The organism is Polynucleobacter sp. JS-Fieb-80-E5 (genome assembly GCF_018882015.1).
GTDB lineage: Bacteria > Pseudomonadota > Gammaproteobacteria > Burkholderiales > Burkholderiaceae > Polynucleobacter.
Genome location: NZ_JACVPH010000001.1, coordinates 66,028 through 86,953 on the forward strand (window position 1 = coordinate 66,028; position 20,926 = coordinate 86,953).

The following is a 20,926-nucleotide window of genomic DNA, read 5'->3' on the forward strand; positions in this document are numbered from 1 at the left end:
TTACTTAGTAACTACCATAATCTTCTGGCTCAAAGTCTGGTTACCACGCATCAAGGTTACTTTTACCGATAGTGGCAATGTAACGTTACCTAGCTTAGGCACCACAAAGGCGTTAGCTCCTGCGTCGTACTTAATGCCGGTCGGTAATGCTGCACCATCTGGCAGGGTTACCACCAACTTACTTCCCTTAGGCAGCAACAGCAACTTATAGCTACCAGCCTGTTTAGCCAATGCAGCATTCTCACCTGATAAGTTAATCAAGTCTTGAATAATCGAATCCGGTACTGGGAATTTGAAAGCGCCTGATGGTGGAACCTCAATTGCCTGTAAGTACTCAGGCAAGTCGTCCTTGTCGCGGACATAAATCAAGTCGCCCTTATTGATGAGATAAGTTGGGCGCTCTGGCACAAATTCTGGCGTAGCCTGCTGCTGCACAATTGCCATGTTGTTAATTGCTTGCGGCGGAGCTGTGATATCAGCAACTAAGGGGAATGTCACGCCAGCTATGTAATAGTTAGGGTTACCTAAAATTAAAGCATCTAAGATCGCTTTAACCAAAATTCTATCGGCAGGATTTGAGCTAGCAAACAATCCAGCAAGTACAGAGCCAGACAGGGTAGAAACATCAGATCCCAAGAGACCTGCAATGACAGGACTGCCAGTAATGATGGCAGCCGTAGTGCCATCAAATAACTTATTCTGAGCAAGTAGGCCGCTAATCGTCACAGGTGCTTTAGTAATGTTGGCAGTCGTTGTTACCGGCGCTGTTCCCAATACATAGTTTGCTGCAGCAGCACCAGACAAGGTAACGCCGTTAAATGTCACTGTCGTACCGTTATTAGCATTAGGGCTAGCAAATGATGCACTTGTGAAATTAACAGCAACAACATCACCCGGGAATAAACCAGTCATCGCCAAGCTACCGGTTGCGTCAGTAGTTGTGTTGTAGACCCTATTATTTGCAGAAGCGCTAATTGCCGGGCCGCCTGCTCCCGAGCCCAATACGTATGGAGTAATCGCCAAATTAGCATTTACAAAGCTTGTTTGGTAGTTTCTAGCGTCTGCGCCAGCCGTTGCTAATGCAGAGAAATAATTACCGACATTCTTGCCTGCCGTTGTATCTGAAATAGTTACCAAATCCCCCGCAACAATACCAGCGGTGGCGGCGTTATTAGCCAATACTCTGACGGTACCGTTATATACATAGGTGGCAGGTGTCGCAATGATTGTGATTGCCCGTGGAGTAACCGTTAGGTCCCCAGTGACCACTGGAGAGATGTTGGTGATGTTATTGCCGGTGATTACAAAGTTGGCTGCAGATAGGCCATAGGTGCCAACGCTTACATTATTTGAACCACTCATAACTGGGTTAGTAGGCGCAAAGTTAAAGCTCAAGCTTGCACCTGCTCCATCAGAATAAGTATAGGTAGTGATACCATTTACCGTGCTGCTCGCTGTGAGGTAAAGATTATTAATCACAGCGCCACTAGAGGTTGCATAAGCTACCGTTGGGTTGGCAAAAGTTGCTGCAGATGTATAAGGCGTCACCGCCCCACTACTCTGAATCAGAAGCTGACCAGCAGGAACAATAGTGTATGTACCTGGTACGTAGGTTACCTGGTAGTTACCAATTGCTGCTCCAGTTGCATTAGATGCGGAAATGGCATATTGACCAGCCGGTTGGATATTCGATGCAGCCGTTGCCAGGGTTACGGCAGAAATTGTGTCGCTACCTAGCAAGCCAATGGATGCGTAAGTTAATGCCCCTGTTGGCTGAGTGACAAATGAGGCCTGATTAATAGCGGTAATGGTTAACGGCGCTTTAGTAATATTTGCTGTTAATGCAGTCGTTGGGCCTGTCACATAGTAATTACCTGCAGCGGAGCCAGATAAGGTTACGCCTGCCATAGTCGTATAACTTTGGCCGTTGATGACGGTTGTGACTGTAGCTTGAGAAACTGTTAATCCATTGCCAACGGTTGCCTGACTGAAGCTGCCAGTGTATGGGCCCGAAGAGCTGACAGCTAAATTCGCTGCATCAGAGCCAAGGACACCAGCCAATGTTTGTGTACCGATTGCCGCAATAACTCCTGCAGCCGTGGTGTCGTACACCTTATTCTGAGCTACCAAGCCAGAGCTAATCGTCAATGGTGCCGGTGTGATGTTAGCAGCCAAAGGCGCCGTCAAGCCTGTAATCACATAGTTACCGTTACTTAAAGTCATTCCAGTTAAATTAGCAGACACTGAAATGCCATTAGCTACATTTGGTGATGCGAAGGTTCCGACTGCTGTGCCAGTAGCGGTCGAGGTATCGGAACCTAACAAGCCAGTCACAATCGGCGTGCCTGAAATTACATCAGCAGTGGTGGATGTGTACACCTTATTATTTGCAACCAAACCACTGATGCTGACTGGCGCAGGCGTAATGTTCGCAGTGGCAGTAATTGCCCCACTAGCAATGCTGTAGTTGCTTGCTGATGCACCAGACAAAGTCACACCACTAAATGTCACGGTTTGTGGGCTAGCTGGCAGATTGACGTTGGCACTAGCAAAGGCAGCGCTACTGTAATTAACAGCAACAGAATCTCCCGGGAACAATCCAGCCATCGCCAAACTACCTGTAGCAGCAGTAGTCGTGTCATAGACCTTGCTATTGGCAGCAGTTGTCAAACGAGGGCCGGTGGTAGAGCCAGGTGTAACGACGTAAGGCGTAATGGTGATGTTCTTATTCACCAAGGTGAAGGTGTAATTAGAGGCATCTGCACCACTTACGGCCAAATTCGAGCCATATACACCGACGTTTTTACCGCTAGCTGCGCCAGAAACCGTTACCAAGTCATTTGTCAAAATTGCTGGTGATGCTACTGCTGGACCCTGGGTCTGAACTTGACCGTTGTAAGTCAGTGCAGCAGTGGTTGGCGCAGTAATTGTTACAGCCAACGGAGTAACAGTCAGATTACCGCTGGCGATCGCAGAACCAGAGGTCAATCCAGAGCTGGCAGAAACCAAATTGCTTGCAGCGTAGGCATAGCTACCCACAACAATATTTCCGGAAGTGCTGGTGGTTGTACCGGTTGGGATGAGATTAAAGCTCACTAAAGCGCTAGTCGCATCACGGTATACATAGCTTGTGACATTACCAACTGTAGCTGCACTAACAAATGTTAATGCGCTGATATTGGAGCCGCCAGTGCTATAGGAGGCAACTGGTTGTGCTGGAGTAATGATATTGCCAGATGTGCTGGTGCCGTATGGTGTAGTTGCACCAGCGGTTGTGATCATCAAGGCACCGGGGGCAACAATCGTATACGTCGCAGGAATATAGGTGATCGAATAGTTACCGATGCCGCCGCCAGTAGCCGCGCTAATTGCAATTGGGTAAGCACCAGCCGAGGCATTCACCCCAGTAGTTGATGCAGTTGTGCTAATCGTTGCGCCTGTAACGGTATCACTACCTAACAGCCCTACTGCAGGGGCTTGGGTTAAGGTCGCTAAAGATTGGCTATAGAAGCTTGATTTATTTACTGCTGTAATTGTCAGCGGCGCTGGAGTGATATTGGCTGGTGCAGTAATTGCAGTTGAGCCAATCGAGTAATTAGCAGCGCTTGCGCCAGACAGCGCAGGCGTATTGAATGTAACGGTAATGCCATTAGCCACATTTGAGCTAGCAAAGGTAGCAGTTGCGTAACTAACCGCTACTGAATCGCCCGGGAATAAATTGACCATCGACAATGCGCCGTTTGCAGTATTAGTAGAGGTATAGACCTTGCTATCTGCTACTGCGGTGATGTTCGGGCCTGTGCCGCTACCGAAATTAATGATGTATGGCGTGATGTTGGCAGTAATTGGGGACGCTGTACCAGTGACATAGTAGTTCGACGCAGCGCTACCTGAGAGCGTTACACCGCTCATAGCGTTATAGGTGCCGCCAGCAATCACTGTCGGGGTGGTATTTGGTGTAACGGTAATGCCGTTAGCCACATTTTTACTTGCAAAGGTAGCGTTGTACGGACCGGATGAGCTTACAGCCACGTTATTTAAGTCCGCCGCCAATACACCCGCTAACGTTTGAGAGGCCGAGCTGATGGTAGCTGCAGTTGTGCCGTCGTACGCCTTATTGTTTGCAGTTAAGCCAGCGTTAATGGTCAAAGGTGCCGGTGTAATGTTAGCCACTAATGTCTGAGGCCCTACTCCCGCCACGTAGTAGTTATTTGCTGCTGCGCCTGTCAAGGTTACGCCGGTCATGGTTGTTACGCCATTCACAACAGAAGTCGCCGGTGTCACTGTCAAACCTGAGCCTACGTTGGACTGGCTAAATGTTGCACCCGTGTATGGGCCGGTAGAACTTACTGATACCACGTCTGTACCCAGCACCCCAGCTAAAGATTGCGTACCCGTTACGGCAATCGTAGCGGCATTGGTTGTGTTGTAGACCTTGTTATTAGCAGTCAAGCCAGCGCTAATGGTTAATGGCGCAGGAGTGATATTGGCTGTTGCAGTAGGCACACTTGCAACTGAATAGTTAGCAGCTGCAGCGCCCGATAAGGTAACCCCACTAAAGCTTACTGTTAGGCCGTTAGCCACGTTAGGGCTTGCGAAAGCTGCGCTTGTATAGGCAACCGATACAGAATCACCAGCAAACAAGTTCGTCATCGCCAGTGCGCCAGAGGCAACAGTCGTAGTGTCATAGACCTTATTGTTAGCTGTAGCTGCAATGCTTGGAGCGCCACTACCACCAGAGCCGATGATGAATGGCGTGATAGTGAGGTTGGCATTCACATAGGTAAAGTTGTAGTTACCAGCATCCAATCCGCTTGTCGCTAGATTTGAACCATAAACACCCACGTTTTTACCGCTAGCCGCACCACTCACAGTGACTAGATCATTAGTCAAAATTGCAGGCGATGCTGTTGCTGCCAGTTGAGTTTGTACGGCGCCGTTATAGGCATGAGTAGCTGCAGGGGCTGTAATTGTTACAGCCAATGGCGTAACCGTGAAATTACCCGATGCAATAGCTGAAGTTAAGCCGGTAGATGCTGCAGATAAGTTTGAAGCTGCGTAGGCGTAACTACCAACATTGATATTGTTAGATGTACTAGTGCTTGTATTGGATGGACTTAAGTTAAAAGTCACCGTATGTTGTGCAGCATCACTGAATACATAGCTCGTTACATCACCAGTAGTTGATGAGCTTACATAAGTTAAAGAGCTGATATTAGTGCCGCCAGTGGTATATGTGGCTGTTGGCAATGCCGGGGCGACGATATTGCCGGATGTACCCGTGCCATATGGTGTGGTAACGCCAGCAGTGGTAATCGCTAAGGCGCCAGGCCCTACGATTGTGTAGGTTGCTGGCACATAGTTAATGCTGTAGTTCGATAAACCAGAACCGGTTGCAGCGCTAATCGTAATTGGGTATGTGCCAACAGCAGCATTTGCACCTGTAGTGGTTGCAGTAGTCGCAATCGCTGCGCCAGTTACTGCATCACTACCCAAGAGCCCTACTGCTGGCGCTTGAGTTAATGTTGCCAAGCCTTGGCTATAGAAAGAGGACTTATCCACCGCAGTAATGGTCAGCAATGCAGGAGTAATGTTTGCAGTCGCTGTCACTGGAGTAGAGCCAATGCTGTAGTTAGCTGCAGATGCACCCGATAAAGTGACGCCATTAAAGGTAACGGTAGCGCCAGTAGCTACATTCGGACTTGCAAATGCAGCGCTGGTGTAACTTACTGATACTGAATCCGTACCAAACAGGTTCACCATACTCAAGCTACCGTTTGCTGCAGTAGTCGAGGTGTAAACCTTGTTATTTGCCACAGCAGCAATATTAGGACCCGAACCACTGCCGAAATTAATGATGTATGGCGTGATATTGGCAGCAATTGGTGCGCTTAAGCCAGCGACATAGTAGTTGCCTTGCGCGCTACCAGATAAGGTTACGCCAGTCATCGCGTTGTAAGTACCGCCAGCAATCGTAGTTGGCGTTGTACTTGCGCTTACTGCTAAGCCTGTACCGACGTTTGATTGGCTAAACGCGCCAGTGTATGGGCCAGATGAACTAATAGCGACATTACCAACATCAGATACCAATACGCCTGCCAAGGTTTGGGTAGCTGAACTAATAGTAGCTGCAGTAGTGCCGTCATAAGCCTTATTGTTAGCAGTTAGGCCAGAGCTAATTGTTAATGGTGCCGGTGTAATGTTCGCTGTTAAGGTTTGTGGCCCTACTCCAGCTACGTAGTAGTTACCTGCTGCAGCACCACCCAAGGTAACACCAGCCATCGTTGTGTAGCTAGCGCCATTGATAACTGATGAAGTAGTTGCTGGAGTAACTGTTAAGCCAGATCCAACATTAGATTGGGTAAACGTAGCGCCAGTGTATGGGCCAGTTGATGACACAGTAACCGCATCTGTACCGAGCACGCCGGCTAGAGTTTGATTACCAGTCACCCCAATAGTTGCAGCATTGGTAGTGTCATACACCTTATTGTTAGCAGTTAAACCGCCGCTAATAGTCAAAGGCGCTGGTGTAATAGTCAAAGTACCATTTGTAATAGCGCCAACGGTGTAATCACTTGACGTATTGAGAACGAGGTTACTGGTGTAGGTACCAACATTAGTACCAGTAGCCGTACCAGAGGCTGCAGTTGCCGTGTCAGTACCTTTGAGGCCTGTCACCACAAAACCAGTAGTTTGTGAGGCAGCGTTGTACATCACGGTTGCAGTATTGACCGCAGCAGTAATCACGATTGGCGTAATTTGCAAGCTGCCTTGTACATAAGTTACGGCGTAGTCAGACGGACTAGACACGGTGGCCACTAATACATCAGGAACAATGCCTTGGGCTACGTGCGTAGCAGTTGCATAACCAGCAACAGTTGCTGTGTCAGACCCTTTGAGGCCGCTGACAGATGCGCCAGTATTGGTTTGTAATGCGCCGTTATAAGCGTATTGATTATTAGCGCCAGTAACTAGCAATGCCGCTGGGTTAATAGTCAATGCACCATTGTTGTAGGTAATGCTGTAGTTGCTTGCGGCAGCGCCAGTCGCTACCAATGCATCAGCCGTAGTTCCAGCATGAGTACCAGTAGCTAAGCCAGCTACCGTCAAGGTATCGCTACCCTGCAATCCAGCAATTGTAGCTGCTGCATTAGTTTGTAATGCGCCATTGTAGGTACGGGTTGTCAATGCACCATTCACTACCAACGGAGCGGTATTAACAGTCAGCGCACCTGGAACAACAGTCACTGCATAGTTTGAGAATCCACTACCTACTGAACCATTGATTGCATATGGTGTTGAGCTCGCATTAATTGCGCCAACAGCAGCACCGGTATAGACAACACCACCCAGACCAGCAATGGTTTGACTATTCATCAAAGCGCCGCCAGTAACAGTTACACCCGTAGTCACACCGCCAGTGAGGCTTCCCGCTGTAATTTGGGCTGCAGTTACGGCATTGGCGTTGTAGGTTTTAGATACATCAGCAACTGTCAGCGTCAATGGTGCTGGAGTAATCGTCAGGGTGTTAGCTACCGTCAATACGCTAGTGAAATTACCGGCTGAAGTCGCAGTTCCTGTATTGGTATTAGCCGTAGCTAATGCGTAAGACCCAACGTTAGATGCAACACTAGCTCCAGTAATAGATGGGGTAATTGTAATAGTGCCGCCAGCACCATCAGTGTAAGTAACGGCATTTCCCGAAGTTGAGGCAACTGTCAAGGTGTAGAGGGTTGAGTTTGCCAAACTACCGTACTGAACTGATGCAATTGTTGGTGTTGCAGCAGTACCGTATGTAGTTGTTGCCGCATTCATGGTAATTAACAACTGCCCTGCTCCAGCAATTGTGAATGTCGCTGGTGTGTAGGTCACGTTATAGTTTTGCAAGGTGGCTGGACCTGAGGCAGTAATAGCATATGAACCAGCAGATTCACCCGTCGCACGTGTTGTTGTATAGCCACCATATGGTGATACGAATACGCTCGAGGCAGTATCAGATCCCTGCAATCCAGAAACTGTAGAACTCAGGGTTGGATCAAGTTGGTTAACCACTTTGCCGCTATTGTTTGCCGCCACAACCAACGACGCCTTATTAATGGTTAGCGTTGGTGTATTTGATGTAACGGTGTAATTACCAGCGTCTGTGCCGCTAGCAGCATAACTAGTAGCATAGACCCCTGCATTTGTGCCAGTACCACCAGTTGTTGCTACAACCACGTTATCGCCTGCAATTACACCTGCAACGGTTGGTGATGTTAACGATTGTGCTGCACCGTTATAGGTCGTTGTTAAGTTGCTACCAGTGATCGTTAATGGTGCAGGTGTGATATTGGCTGTAGTCGTAGTGTTAGCGCCACCAGACAGTTGGTAGTTTGCAGATGAACTGCCACCGAGCACTACTCCGCTGATATTGACGGTTTTAGCTGTTCCAACATTCTTATCTACGAAGGTACCGGATAAGTTAGAGGTATTTACCGAAACGGTATCACCAGCAAATACGCCGCTATAGGCAATCGTTCCAACATTCAAAGTGGCTGCAGTTGTGGCGTTATAAACCTTGTTGTTGGCGGTGATACCGCTGATCGAAATAGTTGCTGGAGTAATGGCAATCGATCCATTGGTTACACCAATTGTGTAGTCACTTGGATTGCTAAGGCTAACAGTTAAGGCGTCAGCATAAGTACCTACATTTTTACCGGCGCCATAAGAACCAGCAATAGTGGCTGTATCACTAGGTTTTAGTCCAGTAACGGTTGCTACAGTATTGGTTTGAGTAGTCGCGTTATAGACCTGGGTGGTATTAGCGCCAACAACAGAGAGTGCTACCGGAGTAATCGTGATTGAGCCAGGCGCATAAGTGAAGGCATAGTTTCCTGCTGCACTACCCGATACCGAGAATACGTCTGGCACTGTGCCTTGGGATACGTGGGTCGCAGCAGCGCTTCCGGCAATAGTGACATTGGCGGTATCACCACTCAAAATACCGGTGGTTGTGTAGGTATTGGTTTGTAGAAGCCCGGTATATGGATTAACCGTAGTTGCACCAGTAACAGTGGCAGCCAATTTTGAAATCACCAATGAACCATTTGTCTTGGTAATGGTGTAGTTAGAGAGCTGAGTTGCGCCAGCTGCTGTAACGGATAAAGCATCGTTATAGGTGCCAGCATTAGTACCTGAAGATTTACCAGTGACGGTGACGCCATTACCGGATTGCGTATCAATACCAACCAAACCAGTCACTACTGGATTAGCGTTATTTTGCAAGCTACCGTTATAAGCAACATTGCTTGTAGCGCCTGCAACAGTTAATGGCGCTGGGGTAATCGTGAGTGAGCCTTGTGCTGAAACACTAATGTTGTAGTTACTAAGTGACCCGCCGTTCGTTACGCCTGTAACGGTTGGATTGCTTCCTGAGGTAGTAATCGTATTAGCATAAGTTCCAACATTTAATCCAGATGCCAGGCCATTAGTGCTAAATACTAGGGCTTGGCTATTCTGCATACCAGTTACGGTAAATCCAGTAGATGGATTAAATGTTTGAGCTGCTCCGTTGTACATCACGGTCTGACCGGATGCGGAAACGTCCGCTGGTGTAATCACTACGTTAGCAGGGGTAACGGTGAGATTTCCTGGGCTGTAAGTGATGGCATAGTTAGTTGCGCCAAAGCCGCCAGTACCTGTTGCACTGCTTGCAACGATTCCACCGGTATAAGTTTGCGCATTAGTAGTGCCAGGAACAGTTGCGGAGCTGTTGTACTGCAATGTCACCCCAGAAATTGTGTCGCCATTCGGCAAGCTTGACAGGCTGCTAGTGTAAGCCGTTGTTCCTAATGCTAGCGCTGTTCCATATACAGTGCTTTGGGAATTGGCAGTAAGGGATACAGCCAATTTATTAACCACCAAGTTGGCTGGCGTATAGGTAATGTTGTAGTTGGTAGAGTTAAATCCGCCGGTACCAGTCGCTGCGCTTGTAGTAATCGCAGCGTTATAAGTAGCTGCCCCAGTGGAACCGGGTACGGTTGTGGAATTCGTAGTGCCATTGTAGTAATTGACGGCAACGCTTGTTAATGTGTCGCTTGCACCCAAACCAGAGCCGCCTATTGTGTAGCCTGTTGTTAGATTTTGTGAAACTGTAACCGGCGTGCCATATGTGGTGGTGATACCAACGGCAGCAATCGTAATTGGCCGAGGTTGAACTGTCATTAGCGCAGAAACATAGTTCAGCGTGTAAGGAACAGTGCCGGTAATCACTGCTGCAGATGGGGTGATTTGGTAACTACTACCTACTGGCGCTGTTGCTATTCCACCCAAGCTAGTTAAAGACAGTCCATTTAATGTGTCGCCAACTGGCAAGCCGCTGATGGAATAGCTTGTTCCGCCAATAGTTACCACTCCCAAGCCATTACTGTTATAAGTTACGCCGTTAGTAGTTGTACTATTACCGTAAATTTTGGTGTCAGCAAGTGCGGTGATGGTGACGATTGCATTTGCAGAAGATGTAAGGGTTCCGCCCACATAAGTAATTGCATAATTCGCAGCACCACGTGATCCAGAAACCGGGGCAAATACCGCAGCGCTTGGGGTGATGCTATTGACGTTTGGAGGAGCATAAACTCCAGACGCCAAGGTTGTCGGAACCGTGGTTAAACCATTGGATGTTAAGGTTGAACTCGTAATGGAATCCCCTAAAGTTACTCCATCAACTGTAGTTATGAGACCGGTGCTAGTGAAAGCGGTGGTTCCCAAAGGCAAGGCTGTTCCTGCCTGCACAGCCTGATTCGATGCGGTAATAGTCAGAGGTGCAGGTGTAATAACCAGTCCAACATTGCCAAAACTTGAGCTATTGATAGTCACGCCAGAACTTACGCTAATGCCGTGTGTGCTTGTGATGTTGTAGGTGTAGCTTGTGCTATTGGTATTAACCTGCTCACCCGCAAGCGTGCCATAACTTGCGCGTGGAGTTGGGGGCAAAGCCTGCAAAGAGTTAACAAAGGCGCCCAATGGAACGACAAAGTTCACGCTATTAACAGTGATCAACGCACATCCAGCTGTACTTGCACAGGTAATCGCCGAAGAACCTGTTCCTACTACCGTACCATTAGAAACCCAACCTGAGTTATTGGCTGTTTTGTCATACAGTGCCTGCAACTGATAATCTAGACTTCCAACTGTATTGATATTGCCAGCACTAGCCAATGGATCATTGGTTCCATAAACCTTAGTCACGTTGCCTGATAACGTGGCTGTGTAACTTGGTGAAATACGGAACTGAATTACTGGGCCAGTATTTGTAGAAGTAATTGCACCAGTATTCCAGCTAGTACCGCCTGTACCACCTGCTACGTTTGCAGTATTAATGCCGCCTAATGTAAAGATAGGCAATGATGTAGCTGCAACGTTACCAGCGGCATAAGCCTGGCTAAACAATGTATTGCTGAGTGTGAAATCACCCAAGCTAGGAGAAAGTAATCCTAAGGAGGCTTCTGTGGAAGTTGTTCCGGCGGTAACTCCAGGCGAACCGGCATACAAATAGACGTTACCGTTTGGCGACGTGATGTTGTTACCAGAAACAGCCGTGATCTGGCCACAAGCAGTGGCAGCGCATGATGTTGAAACAGTGCCAACCGCAAGGTAAGCACCGGCTTCAATAACTACTGGGCCAGTGCCGTTATTAACAATTTTTGGTGGGGTTACGTTACCGTTATTGGTAGTAGCAATAAATACGCCTGCATTTGAGTTTTGCGTAAAGATCGTACCCGCTACCGTAACAATATCAGCAGTAGTGCCAATAGCACTCACTTCAATAGCGCCTGCAGTAGATGCATTTGTAATTGATACCGCATCACTATAGCGGCCATTATAGGCAATGATGTTGGTATTACCGCCATTTGAATTATTGGTGATCGTTACCGCACCTGAAATCCCAATGGCATTACCCTTCACCGTACTTGTGGGTAAGGCATTTGTGGTGACTACAAACTGAGGTGTGATGCCAACGATATTAATGGCGTCTTGTCCAGCTGCAAATGTGCCTGTAGTGACAAAAGTAAGAGGAGCTACACCATAAATCGATACAGCATCAAATAGCTGATTAGCGGATGAAGTGGACGCCCCCACTACTCCACGCAAATAAATACCGAAATTCGCATTTAAGCTACCGCAGGCTGCTGTAGTTGCACAAGTAATTGCCAAGCCATTTGATGCGGTGGTTCCATACTGCCAAGCATTTGTAGCATTAATTCCGCCCTGTACACCTGCTAAATAGGTATTGTCAAAGGTGATTGAGCCAGGAACTACCAATGCGCTATTAATAATGATTGGCGCACCACTAGCAATATTACTGTAATTAATGAAACTTGTGGACGTACCATTAAAGCTTACGTTACTAGCATTAATCGTAGACAGCTTGTTACCATAAGTTGTGTCATAGATGATGTTTGAAGCTATGCCGCTAGTATTTTGAGCAATCGAAATATTGCCACCGTGAGTGATAGCATTATTTGACTTAATTAGAATGCTTCCACCATTCGCATTTTGAATAATTGAGTTCGATGTTGACGCCATCCCTGAAGCAATCGTTACGCCAGTAGCCCCACCAGCGGAAGATTCAAAACCACTTACAACGATATTACCCACACCATTCGTTATTGAGAAACTGCCAACACTCACAGCGGTAGCGGTAGTAGATAGGCCAAATAAACCTATTCCATTTGTAGCTGAAGATAAATTACCAGCACTTAAATTACCATTAACTGTAATACCTATAGAAGAGGTTGAGGCGGAAGCAGCAACCACCCCGCCGTTTGTCATATCAAGCAAAATATAACCAGGAACACCAATTGCAAGAGTTGTAATCGAGGCGCCTGAGGTAATTGCAGAATAATTTATGGCGTCACTTGATGTACCCGTAATCGACAATGAACCTGAAGAAATTGTAGAGGCGCTGTTGCCAGAAGTTGTTATGTAAGCTACGGCTTGAATGTGTCCAGAAGTATTAGCTGCTATTGTTACAGATCCTGTCTGCACAATTTTCCCATTAGACTGGAACAACACATCGCCACCATTTGACTGAACGGCAATTGCGCCAGTAGAAGTAATTCCAGGATTGCCGATATTGGCTGTATTTTTAAGGCCGATTACTGAAATAGCATTTACGCCTGCATTCGGGAAAGATGCAGCATTGGTTACCGTTAATGAGCTTGTGCCCATTGCTACAGCTGCATTTGTAGTGCTGGCATTAATACCGTTGATAGTAATGCCCTGCCCTGATATCTGCGCACCTGTTAAGGAAATACCAATAGATGCAGTGGTATTAACTGTTGTAGCAGATGAAGCGGTTAGTGGTGTTGAACAGGTATAACTTGCATTTGATGCGCAAGTATTGTCCAGCAAGATTGTTCCAGACACGGTTACAGCTGGGATAGTTAATGCAGAACCATTAGACAGAATCTGATAGTTGACCTTACTTGTGGCGCCGGTTGCGTTAAAGGTAAATATGCCAGCTGTAATCTGACTATTTAAATTACCAGTACGAGTGTCATAAGTTAAGGTTTGTACGTGATTTGTAGTGTTTGCTGTTGCAAAGCTGACAATAGATGTTGCTGTAATGTCGCCATTGGTCTTAAATGTGACATCACCGCCATTGGAGTTATTAGTGATGGCACCTGTAGTAACGTTGATGCCGCCGGTAGTTCCGTTGGTACCAACAGTAGTGGTGATATTTAATGCATCCCCTACTGATGGATAAGTTCCAGCCACGTTCGTAATCGTAACTCCACCGGTAACAGACGCACCCAATCCACCTGCAGTGCTATTAGTTCCAGTGATAGTCACTTTTGGCGCTGTAATTAGACCAGCGAGCGATACAGCATAAACACCAGAGCCAGTAGATGTGCTGGTAATAGAAATCGTGCCGGCTGTTGTAGTAAGAGTTCCAGCAGCATTACTCTGTACGCCTATAGCACCAACGTTAGTATTGTTGATAGTGATGCCAGTGGCCGCAGAAATAGCTGCATAAATTGTTATTCCACCTCCATTGCCGGTGCTGGTATTGCTTATATTTACGCTACCGGTATATGAAGTTAAAGTTGTACCAGCACTGAGATAGATATCCTGGCCAACTATTCCAGTTGAGGAGCTATTGGCGGTAATAGTGATATTGCCAGCCGCATTAATTGGTCCAGCCCCGTAACCGGCAATTACATAACCGTACATATTGGTACCTGCAGATTTTGCTTGAATATTAACGAAGCCGCCAATATTTAAGGTGGCGCCACTACTCTCATAGGCACCCATGCTTCCTCCGGATACGGCATCGTAACCGGCACCAATAAAGTTGCCACCTGTTGAAGTAGCGCTTACTACTCCAGCATTTGTGGTGGTGTTGATGCTTGCTTGGGGATAAATGTTTTGTAGATAGCCAACATTGACTGTGCCCATTGTGATGGTTTGATTAACTAAATCAATAGTACCGCCCGTACCGTCCATGATGACATATCCACCCCTCGTCGTTATGGGGGCAGTATTTAAAACGGTAGCTCCTGAGCCAGAATTGGTAGTGTTAGTCTTCCAATAAGATTGCATGACCACATTTATTGGGCCGCTGCTTGCTGTGATTGCACCACTAACGAGTGATTGACCGCCAGCCAGGAATTGCAAATTAACCGTACCTGCCCCTGAAGAAGTAATTCCGCCTGAAGAGGTAATGCTTGACCCTTGAGTTAAATGGTTATCCAAAATCAAGGTGCCTGTGATGCCTGTAGCTGGCGCAAACGCCCAAGCGCCAGTCTGAGTAATTGCGCCTGTTGCTACTACCGTAACGTTAACTGGCGCGCTGATTGAGGCGCCCTGAGAAGTAATGGCTCCAATCGTTATTGCGCTACCACCATTACCGCTTGTAGTGTCATATTTAACGTTTTGTGCATGGGTTGTGGTGTTGGCAGCTAAAGTAAGGCCGCCCGTTTGAGTAATATCGCCATTTGATTGAAACAGCACATCACCGCCATTCGATTGAATTGCAATTGCGCCAGTAGAAGTAATTCCAGGATTGCCAATATTTGCTGTGTTTTTATATCCAATTACCGAAATTGCTTTTACACCTGCAGTCGGGAATGAGGCAGCACTAGTAACAGTAAGTGTATTTGCAGCTAATGCAACAGCCGCTACTGAGGCGCTATTATTAATGCCTGTGAGGCTGATGTAGGCACCAGAACTTAGTGCGCCAGCAACAGTAATACCTGCTACAGTTGTTAATGCAGTTGTGGCTGACGCCGGGGTTAATGGAGTTCCGCAAGAAGAGCACGTGTTATCCAGGGTGATGTAACCAGGTACCGTTGTTGCACTAATTGTCAGGTCAGCCCCATTGGCCTTTTGAATAAAATTAACAGCCGATGCAGAGCCCGCTGCAACGGTAAAGACCCCGGATGAAATAGAGGATGTTTGATTTCCAGTTGTTGTATCAAATGTAATGGCTGATGTGGTTCCACTGGCATTTGCAACTAATGTGGATGTCCCAGATTGCAATATGGAGCTATTACTTGAGAAGGAGATATTGCCACCACTGGTTTTTTGAACAATCCCACCAAAGCTCTGAATCCCACCCACTGAAGTTATAACAGCCATCGTGTTGCTAACAACATAATTGCCGTTATTAATGGTTACGACGCCACTAATATAAAGAGATGCCCCATTAGCCGATGTAGTGTTTGCAGAGCTGCCAGTGAAATTTACATTATTTCCAGCAACTGCTCCACCTATGAACATAGAGCGCCCAGTTGTAGTGTATGCAATAGCATTAATATCGCCAGCTGAGGCTGTTAAGGTACCTCCGGCGCCTGGCACAGCCAAGCCAAATCCAGCTTGCGTATTTGAAATGGCCTTGATATTGATGGACCCAGCATTAGTCAGAACAGCCGCCACCACATTAAGGCCGTAATTACCACTTGTGCCAACAGCGCCATTCAATGTAATACCAGTTCCAGCAGTTAAGTTAGCGGTTACGCTCACACCATTTGTACTTGTAGCCCCAATTGCTAATGTTGCTGCATTAGATGCGGTGATATATCCAGAGGTGCTACCACCTACCTGATATGTATTGTCCAGAGAGACTGAACCCTTTATGTTAATGATTCCACTGCTTAAAATTGCGCCGCCAGCAGATACTGCTGAAATGCTCACCTTAGCACCAGTAACAGTCGAACTATCCGTTATGGCACCCAAGGAGATGGATTGCTTTGAGCCACTACTATTGTTTAGTGTAAGAGTTGGGGTTGAGTTGGCTACCGTCACCGCAAAAGTCAATGCCGCCGATTGAGTAATAGTGCCGCTTGCTACAACATTGACGCTTGTGCCAGCATTAATTGCATTTTGAATGTCGGCTGTATTTAAAGTTGCTACACCGGTCTGTGCTGCAAACGCAGCTAAATTAGATGCGTAGTTCGTAGGAGTAGCTGCCGCGCCACCAGTTGTCGTTGCCGCTGAAATTGTGACGTTAGTTGGATCAAGCAACCACTCATTTGCTACAACAGTGTTGCCCTCTGTAGCAAGTAGAACGCCAGATGTCTCAACCTTATTTGCCTTTAATGATGAATAAGCCACTGCAACTAAGTTTGCAATGCCACCCTGCCCATAACTAGGACGGCCAATAGCAATGTCGCCATTGATGGCTGCTAGAGATGAATTGTTGATTTGGATCTGGTCACCGAAGACGACGATAGTGCCGTTTGGTGCATTGATGCCAGTTTGGCTATCAAGATTGATGTTGCTGCTAGTGATGCTGTTGTTTGAATCTACTGCTGCCGCTAATGCTGTGTTCACGAAATTTGTGAGTGCTGGAGGTGCAGTTGCTGGTGGCGCAAGGATGGTGCCATTACCCAAGTTGTTTACTTGGCCAAGATTAATCACGCCGCCCTGACTTACACCCTCGGAACCAATGAGGGCTGCAATGATGTCAGTTTGGGTTTTGCCAACAATGGCGATATTGCCGCCGTTAGTTGCTTTACCGATTGAATCGACAATACCGTTAATCGTTGTTTTGCCGGCTGTTGAAACAATCGTGATTATTCCCCCATTAATACCATTTGCTGAGATATAACTATTGCTGCCGATATTGATATCACCAGTTGCCAGAATATTAATTAAACCGCCGTTACTTGTATAAGTATTACTGTCTGCATTTAAACCATTTTGACCATTGCGACGATTATTCGCAGTAGTCGTATTTGCAGAATTTAAATTGCTTGAATTTGTATTATTCGAATTATTACTGTTGCTGCCATTGGAATTAATATTACCGAGAATATTAATAATGGCACCAGCTAAATAAATATTGGAATTATTTCCACCGTTGGTATTAATAGAACCATTCACATTAATAGCCTGGGCTACTGCATATACTTGTCCAGCAGTAATGTTGCTATTGATATCAATCTGACCGCCAGTAGCGATCAAGTTCAATGAGGTTGCTGTATTGCTTGAATAGATATCGGCACCAGCCATGATACGAATCAATGCAGATTGACTGGCCGTGCATGAACCAAACGCGCAGGCGCTACCCGTTGCATCTAATGTCACGCTGGTGCTATTCAAGGCATTGCTGATAGCGGATGCTGCTGCGCTATCAATAATTAAGGCTTGCGGATCTATTGTCCACATGCCAGTTTTGCCTTTTGGGGCAGATGTATCAATGATTGAGCTAGCTGCAATGGAGACGTTGCCCTTAGAGCTAGTCTCGATGAAGCCACCATTACCGCCTTGTGCCCCACCCTTTGCGAAGAGGTTTCCAGCAATTAAGGTCTTGATTTGAGACCAAATATTGATGGTTCCACCGTTACCGTTTTGGGTAGCAGATGCATCTACAGTTGCGTTAGTTTGTACGGAAACTGTGTTTGCTAAGGAATTGTTTTGTATAGCGTCTTGAACTGATTGATTGTTTGCGTTGTTTACGCCAACATTAATAGTTCCGCCGGCTGCTGCACCAGTGGCAGTGGTTTTTGAACCGCTTGCTAAAGTAATGTTATTACCTTTAAGGCTAATATTGCCACCCGTTGCTTGTGCAGAATTGGCTTCAATCACACCACTTTGCTCGATTGTGTCGGCAGTTAATGAGATTTTTCCACCAGAAGTATTAATATCGGATGCAGAAATAGTGCCGGTATTTTTAATGAGTGAGCCCATTAAATTCTGTGCAGCATTTGCGCCAATAATTACTTGACCACTACCTGCATTAATTAATAATTTATTTGAAATTAATGCATTTACTACTGAAGCATCAACTGAAACGCTGACAAATTGACTGCCAGAAAATTTCAAAGTCACTTTTTGACCGGCAACTAATGCAATCGCATTATTACCACTCATTGTTGCAGTAATAACGCCAGTATTAACTACTTGTGGCGCCATTAATGCAATATAACTATTAATATTATTGCCAGTAATATGGCCTTTATTGATAATTTTGCCAGTAGTGCCACCCTCATAAACCTGAGTGTCCTTACCAGACATAAATTCTGTTGCAGAGATGTTCATGGTGGTTGCCACCATGCCACCCACATTCACTTCAGCGCCCTTACCGAACACCACGCCATTGTTATTTACAAAAATCACCTGACCATTGGCGTTGACTGCGCCATTGATCATCGATTTTGAAGCACTATTGACGTAATTGAGGGTTGATGCAGAGGAATTGGGTTGATTAAAGTTCACAGTTGCCTTTGAACCTACATCAAAACTATTCCAATTAATCACAGCACGTTGACTGGATTGATTGATATTCATAGTGTTACCCGCCTGGGAGATGGCTGCTGTACCAGCAACAACTTTCCCGCCTGTTGGCAACGCATTAGCGGCGGGAGGGGCAGCTAGCGCCTGTCCAGCCAGACCAGCAATAGCTAAAGCCGCTAATAACTTAGCGGCTTTGAACTGTGATTCACAGCTCTTTCTATGCGATGGTTGCGTAATTTTAGGTATCAAACTTGGTATTTCACTTAAGTGCTAGAGAATTTAACGAAATTTCTCTAATAAAAAAATCCCTCGATCGTGGGAGTTTGTAAATATTTTTGCAATTTCTTATACATTCTTAAAAAAAGATTGTGCCCTTGATCCAACCTTGTACCGATCTGTACATGTTGTCTGTATTTAACTGTTGGCCACTTTGTGTATAGAGCGGATTGTTGCCTACGCGCCATGCCAATGAACCAGAAAGTTGAACTTTTTCGTACTGATACTTTGCTGACAAACCTGTTGCGTATAAAGAATAGGTATTGTTAGCGTTGGTCTGCCCTTGCCAGTTGTTATAAGTGCTTACATATTGCTGAACTAGTCCAGCATCAAAAAAAACACCAACTTGCAAGTCTTGAATCAAGTTATGGTTAATTTCTACAGAAGCAATTGCTCCTTGTGCACCACCTCCCTGGGCTACAGGGTAAGCACGTACACCATAAGGGCCACCCATATAGATCTGCTCGGCACTATTGAGGTTCTTATTAGCCAATTGACCGTAGATAGAAGCCACTAAATTGGTTTTATCAATCGGCAGTGGCTGTGTAATCGAGCCATTAAAGCCCAGCTTTGCAAAAGTACCTTTTGTTGCGGCACCCTGTGCGTCGTTATTAGCTTGATTGGTGTTATTAATACTTAAAGAGCCCAAGGTAGCTGTAGCGCCCCAGCTTGCATAAGCTTGACCAATAAAGTTAGTGCCGTTGATGCCAAGACTTAAATCATTGAGCTGATAGTTACTGCTCTCGATACCGTTAGTTTGGTTGTTGTAGTTCTTATTTTCAAAGTTGATGATCACATTCTTAGTGGAACGTGCAGTGCGCTCTAGCGCATAGATTGAGTAAATTCCGTAGGTTTGTGCTGTACCTTGTGAAATCGTTGTTGAGTAACTTGATAAGCTTTTGTAATCCAAGGCGCTAACGCCTGCAGATACTCTCCAGCCATCATAACCCACTGGCAAACCGTATCTAAGCTGCCCATAGACAGAGCCTTGTGAGCCAATCACATCTAAAGTGGCTTGGTCGCCATTACCACTAGGGTTGTTCAAGCTTAAGCTAGCCGTTGCTTGTGCAGGCCCTGTATTGGCTGCGCCATAGTTTGATAGATCTACCCTACCTGCAAATAAACCCGTATCTTTGGCATTGACCAAGATATTCGTTGTCTCTTCCTTGTCACCCTGCGCTAACTCTCCGCTAACTTCATTACCTGGCGTTTCATTGAGGATGGCTAAACTTCGCTCCAAACCCTTCAGGTCAATAAGGTTGCCAGGCTCGTTGCTGTTGGTAATGAACTTTTGAATAACTTCAGACTTGAGGCGACTTGGTGATTCTTTATTGAGTTCAATAATGACATTGCCTACCTTGCCTTCAATAATCTTGATGGTGATAACGCCATTAACAACGTCTTGAGGTGGGATGACGGCTTGGGCCATTCTTCCCATCTGAGCGTAAAGATTAGTTAATGCATCTCCAGCCTCTTTGATTTGATCCAAAGTTAACTGGCGATTAGTAAAAGGCTTGAGAGCTTCCTGTGCTTGCTCTTGCGTAATCAGCGTAATACCAACCACCTTAAAGGAGCTCACCTCAATTGTTTTGTCACCTGATTTTGGCCTACTTGGTTTTGTGGGCTTCTTAATGAGGTTATCCGGCGCAACATTTTGGCGATCGCGGTCAACCTCACGTTGTAATTGTTGCTGTAATGCACCAGCATCAGGGCCAACTTGTGAATATGCCGAACCACTCAAGACCAAAAAACCTGCCGCTAATGCAATTGCACGACGTGCAGAAGCAGGGGCGCTAAATGGTGAATGCTTTACGGCAGTGCCAGATTGAATGGAATGGCGAATGTGAGGGTGCATCTTGTCGTCTCTAATAATTGAGCAGACATTAAAACGCTAAATCTAGAAGCTGAAAATCCCTCGAATGAGGGATAG

The 20,926-nt window shown here is 46.3% G+C and carries 2 protein-coding genes; both read right to left on the minus strand.

Annotated elements, in window-relative coordinates; genetic code table 11:
* Window positions 1–18,969, minus strand: a complete 18,969-nt coding sequence (locus ICN44_RS00290) for an S-layer family protein (RefSeq protein WP_216261929.1) — start codon at window positions 18,967–18,969, stop codon at window positions 1–3.
* Between the two features lie 106 nt (window positions 18,970–19,075).
* Window positions 19,076–20,851 (minus strand): ShlB/FhaC/HecB family hemolysin secretion/activation protein, encoded by a 1,776-nt coding sequence (locus ICN44_RS00295; protein WP_216261931.1) that lies wholly within the window; start codon window positions 20,849–20,851, stop codon window positions 19,076–19,078.
* Between the last annotated feature and the right edge of the window lie 75 nt (window positions 20,852–20,926).

What these genes read in the sequence shown, in the direction of transcription:
- ICN44_RS00295 (WP_216261931.1), bottom strand. Translation starts at nt 20,851, where the DNA reads ATGCACCCTCACATTCGCCATTCCATTCAATCTGGCACTGCCGTAAAG.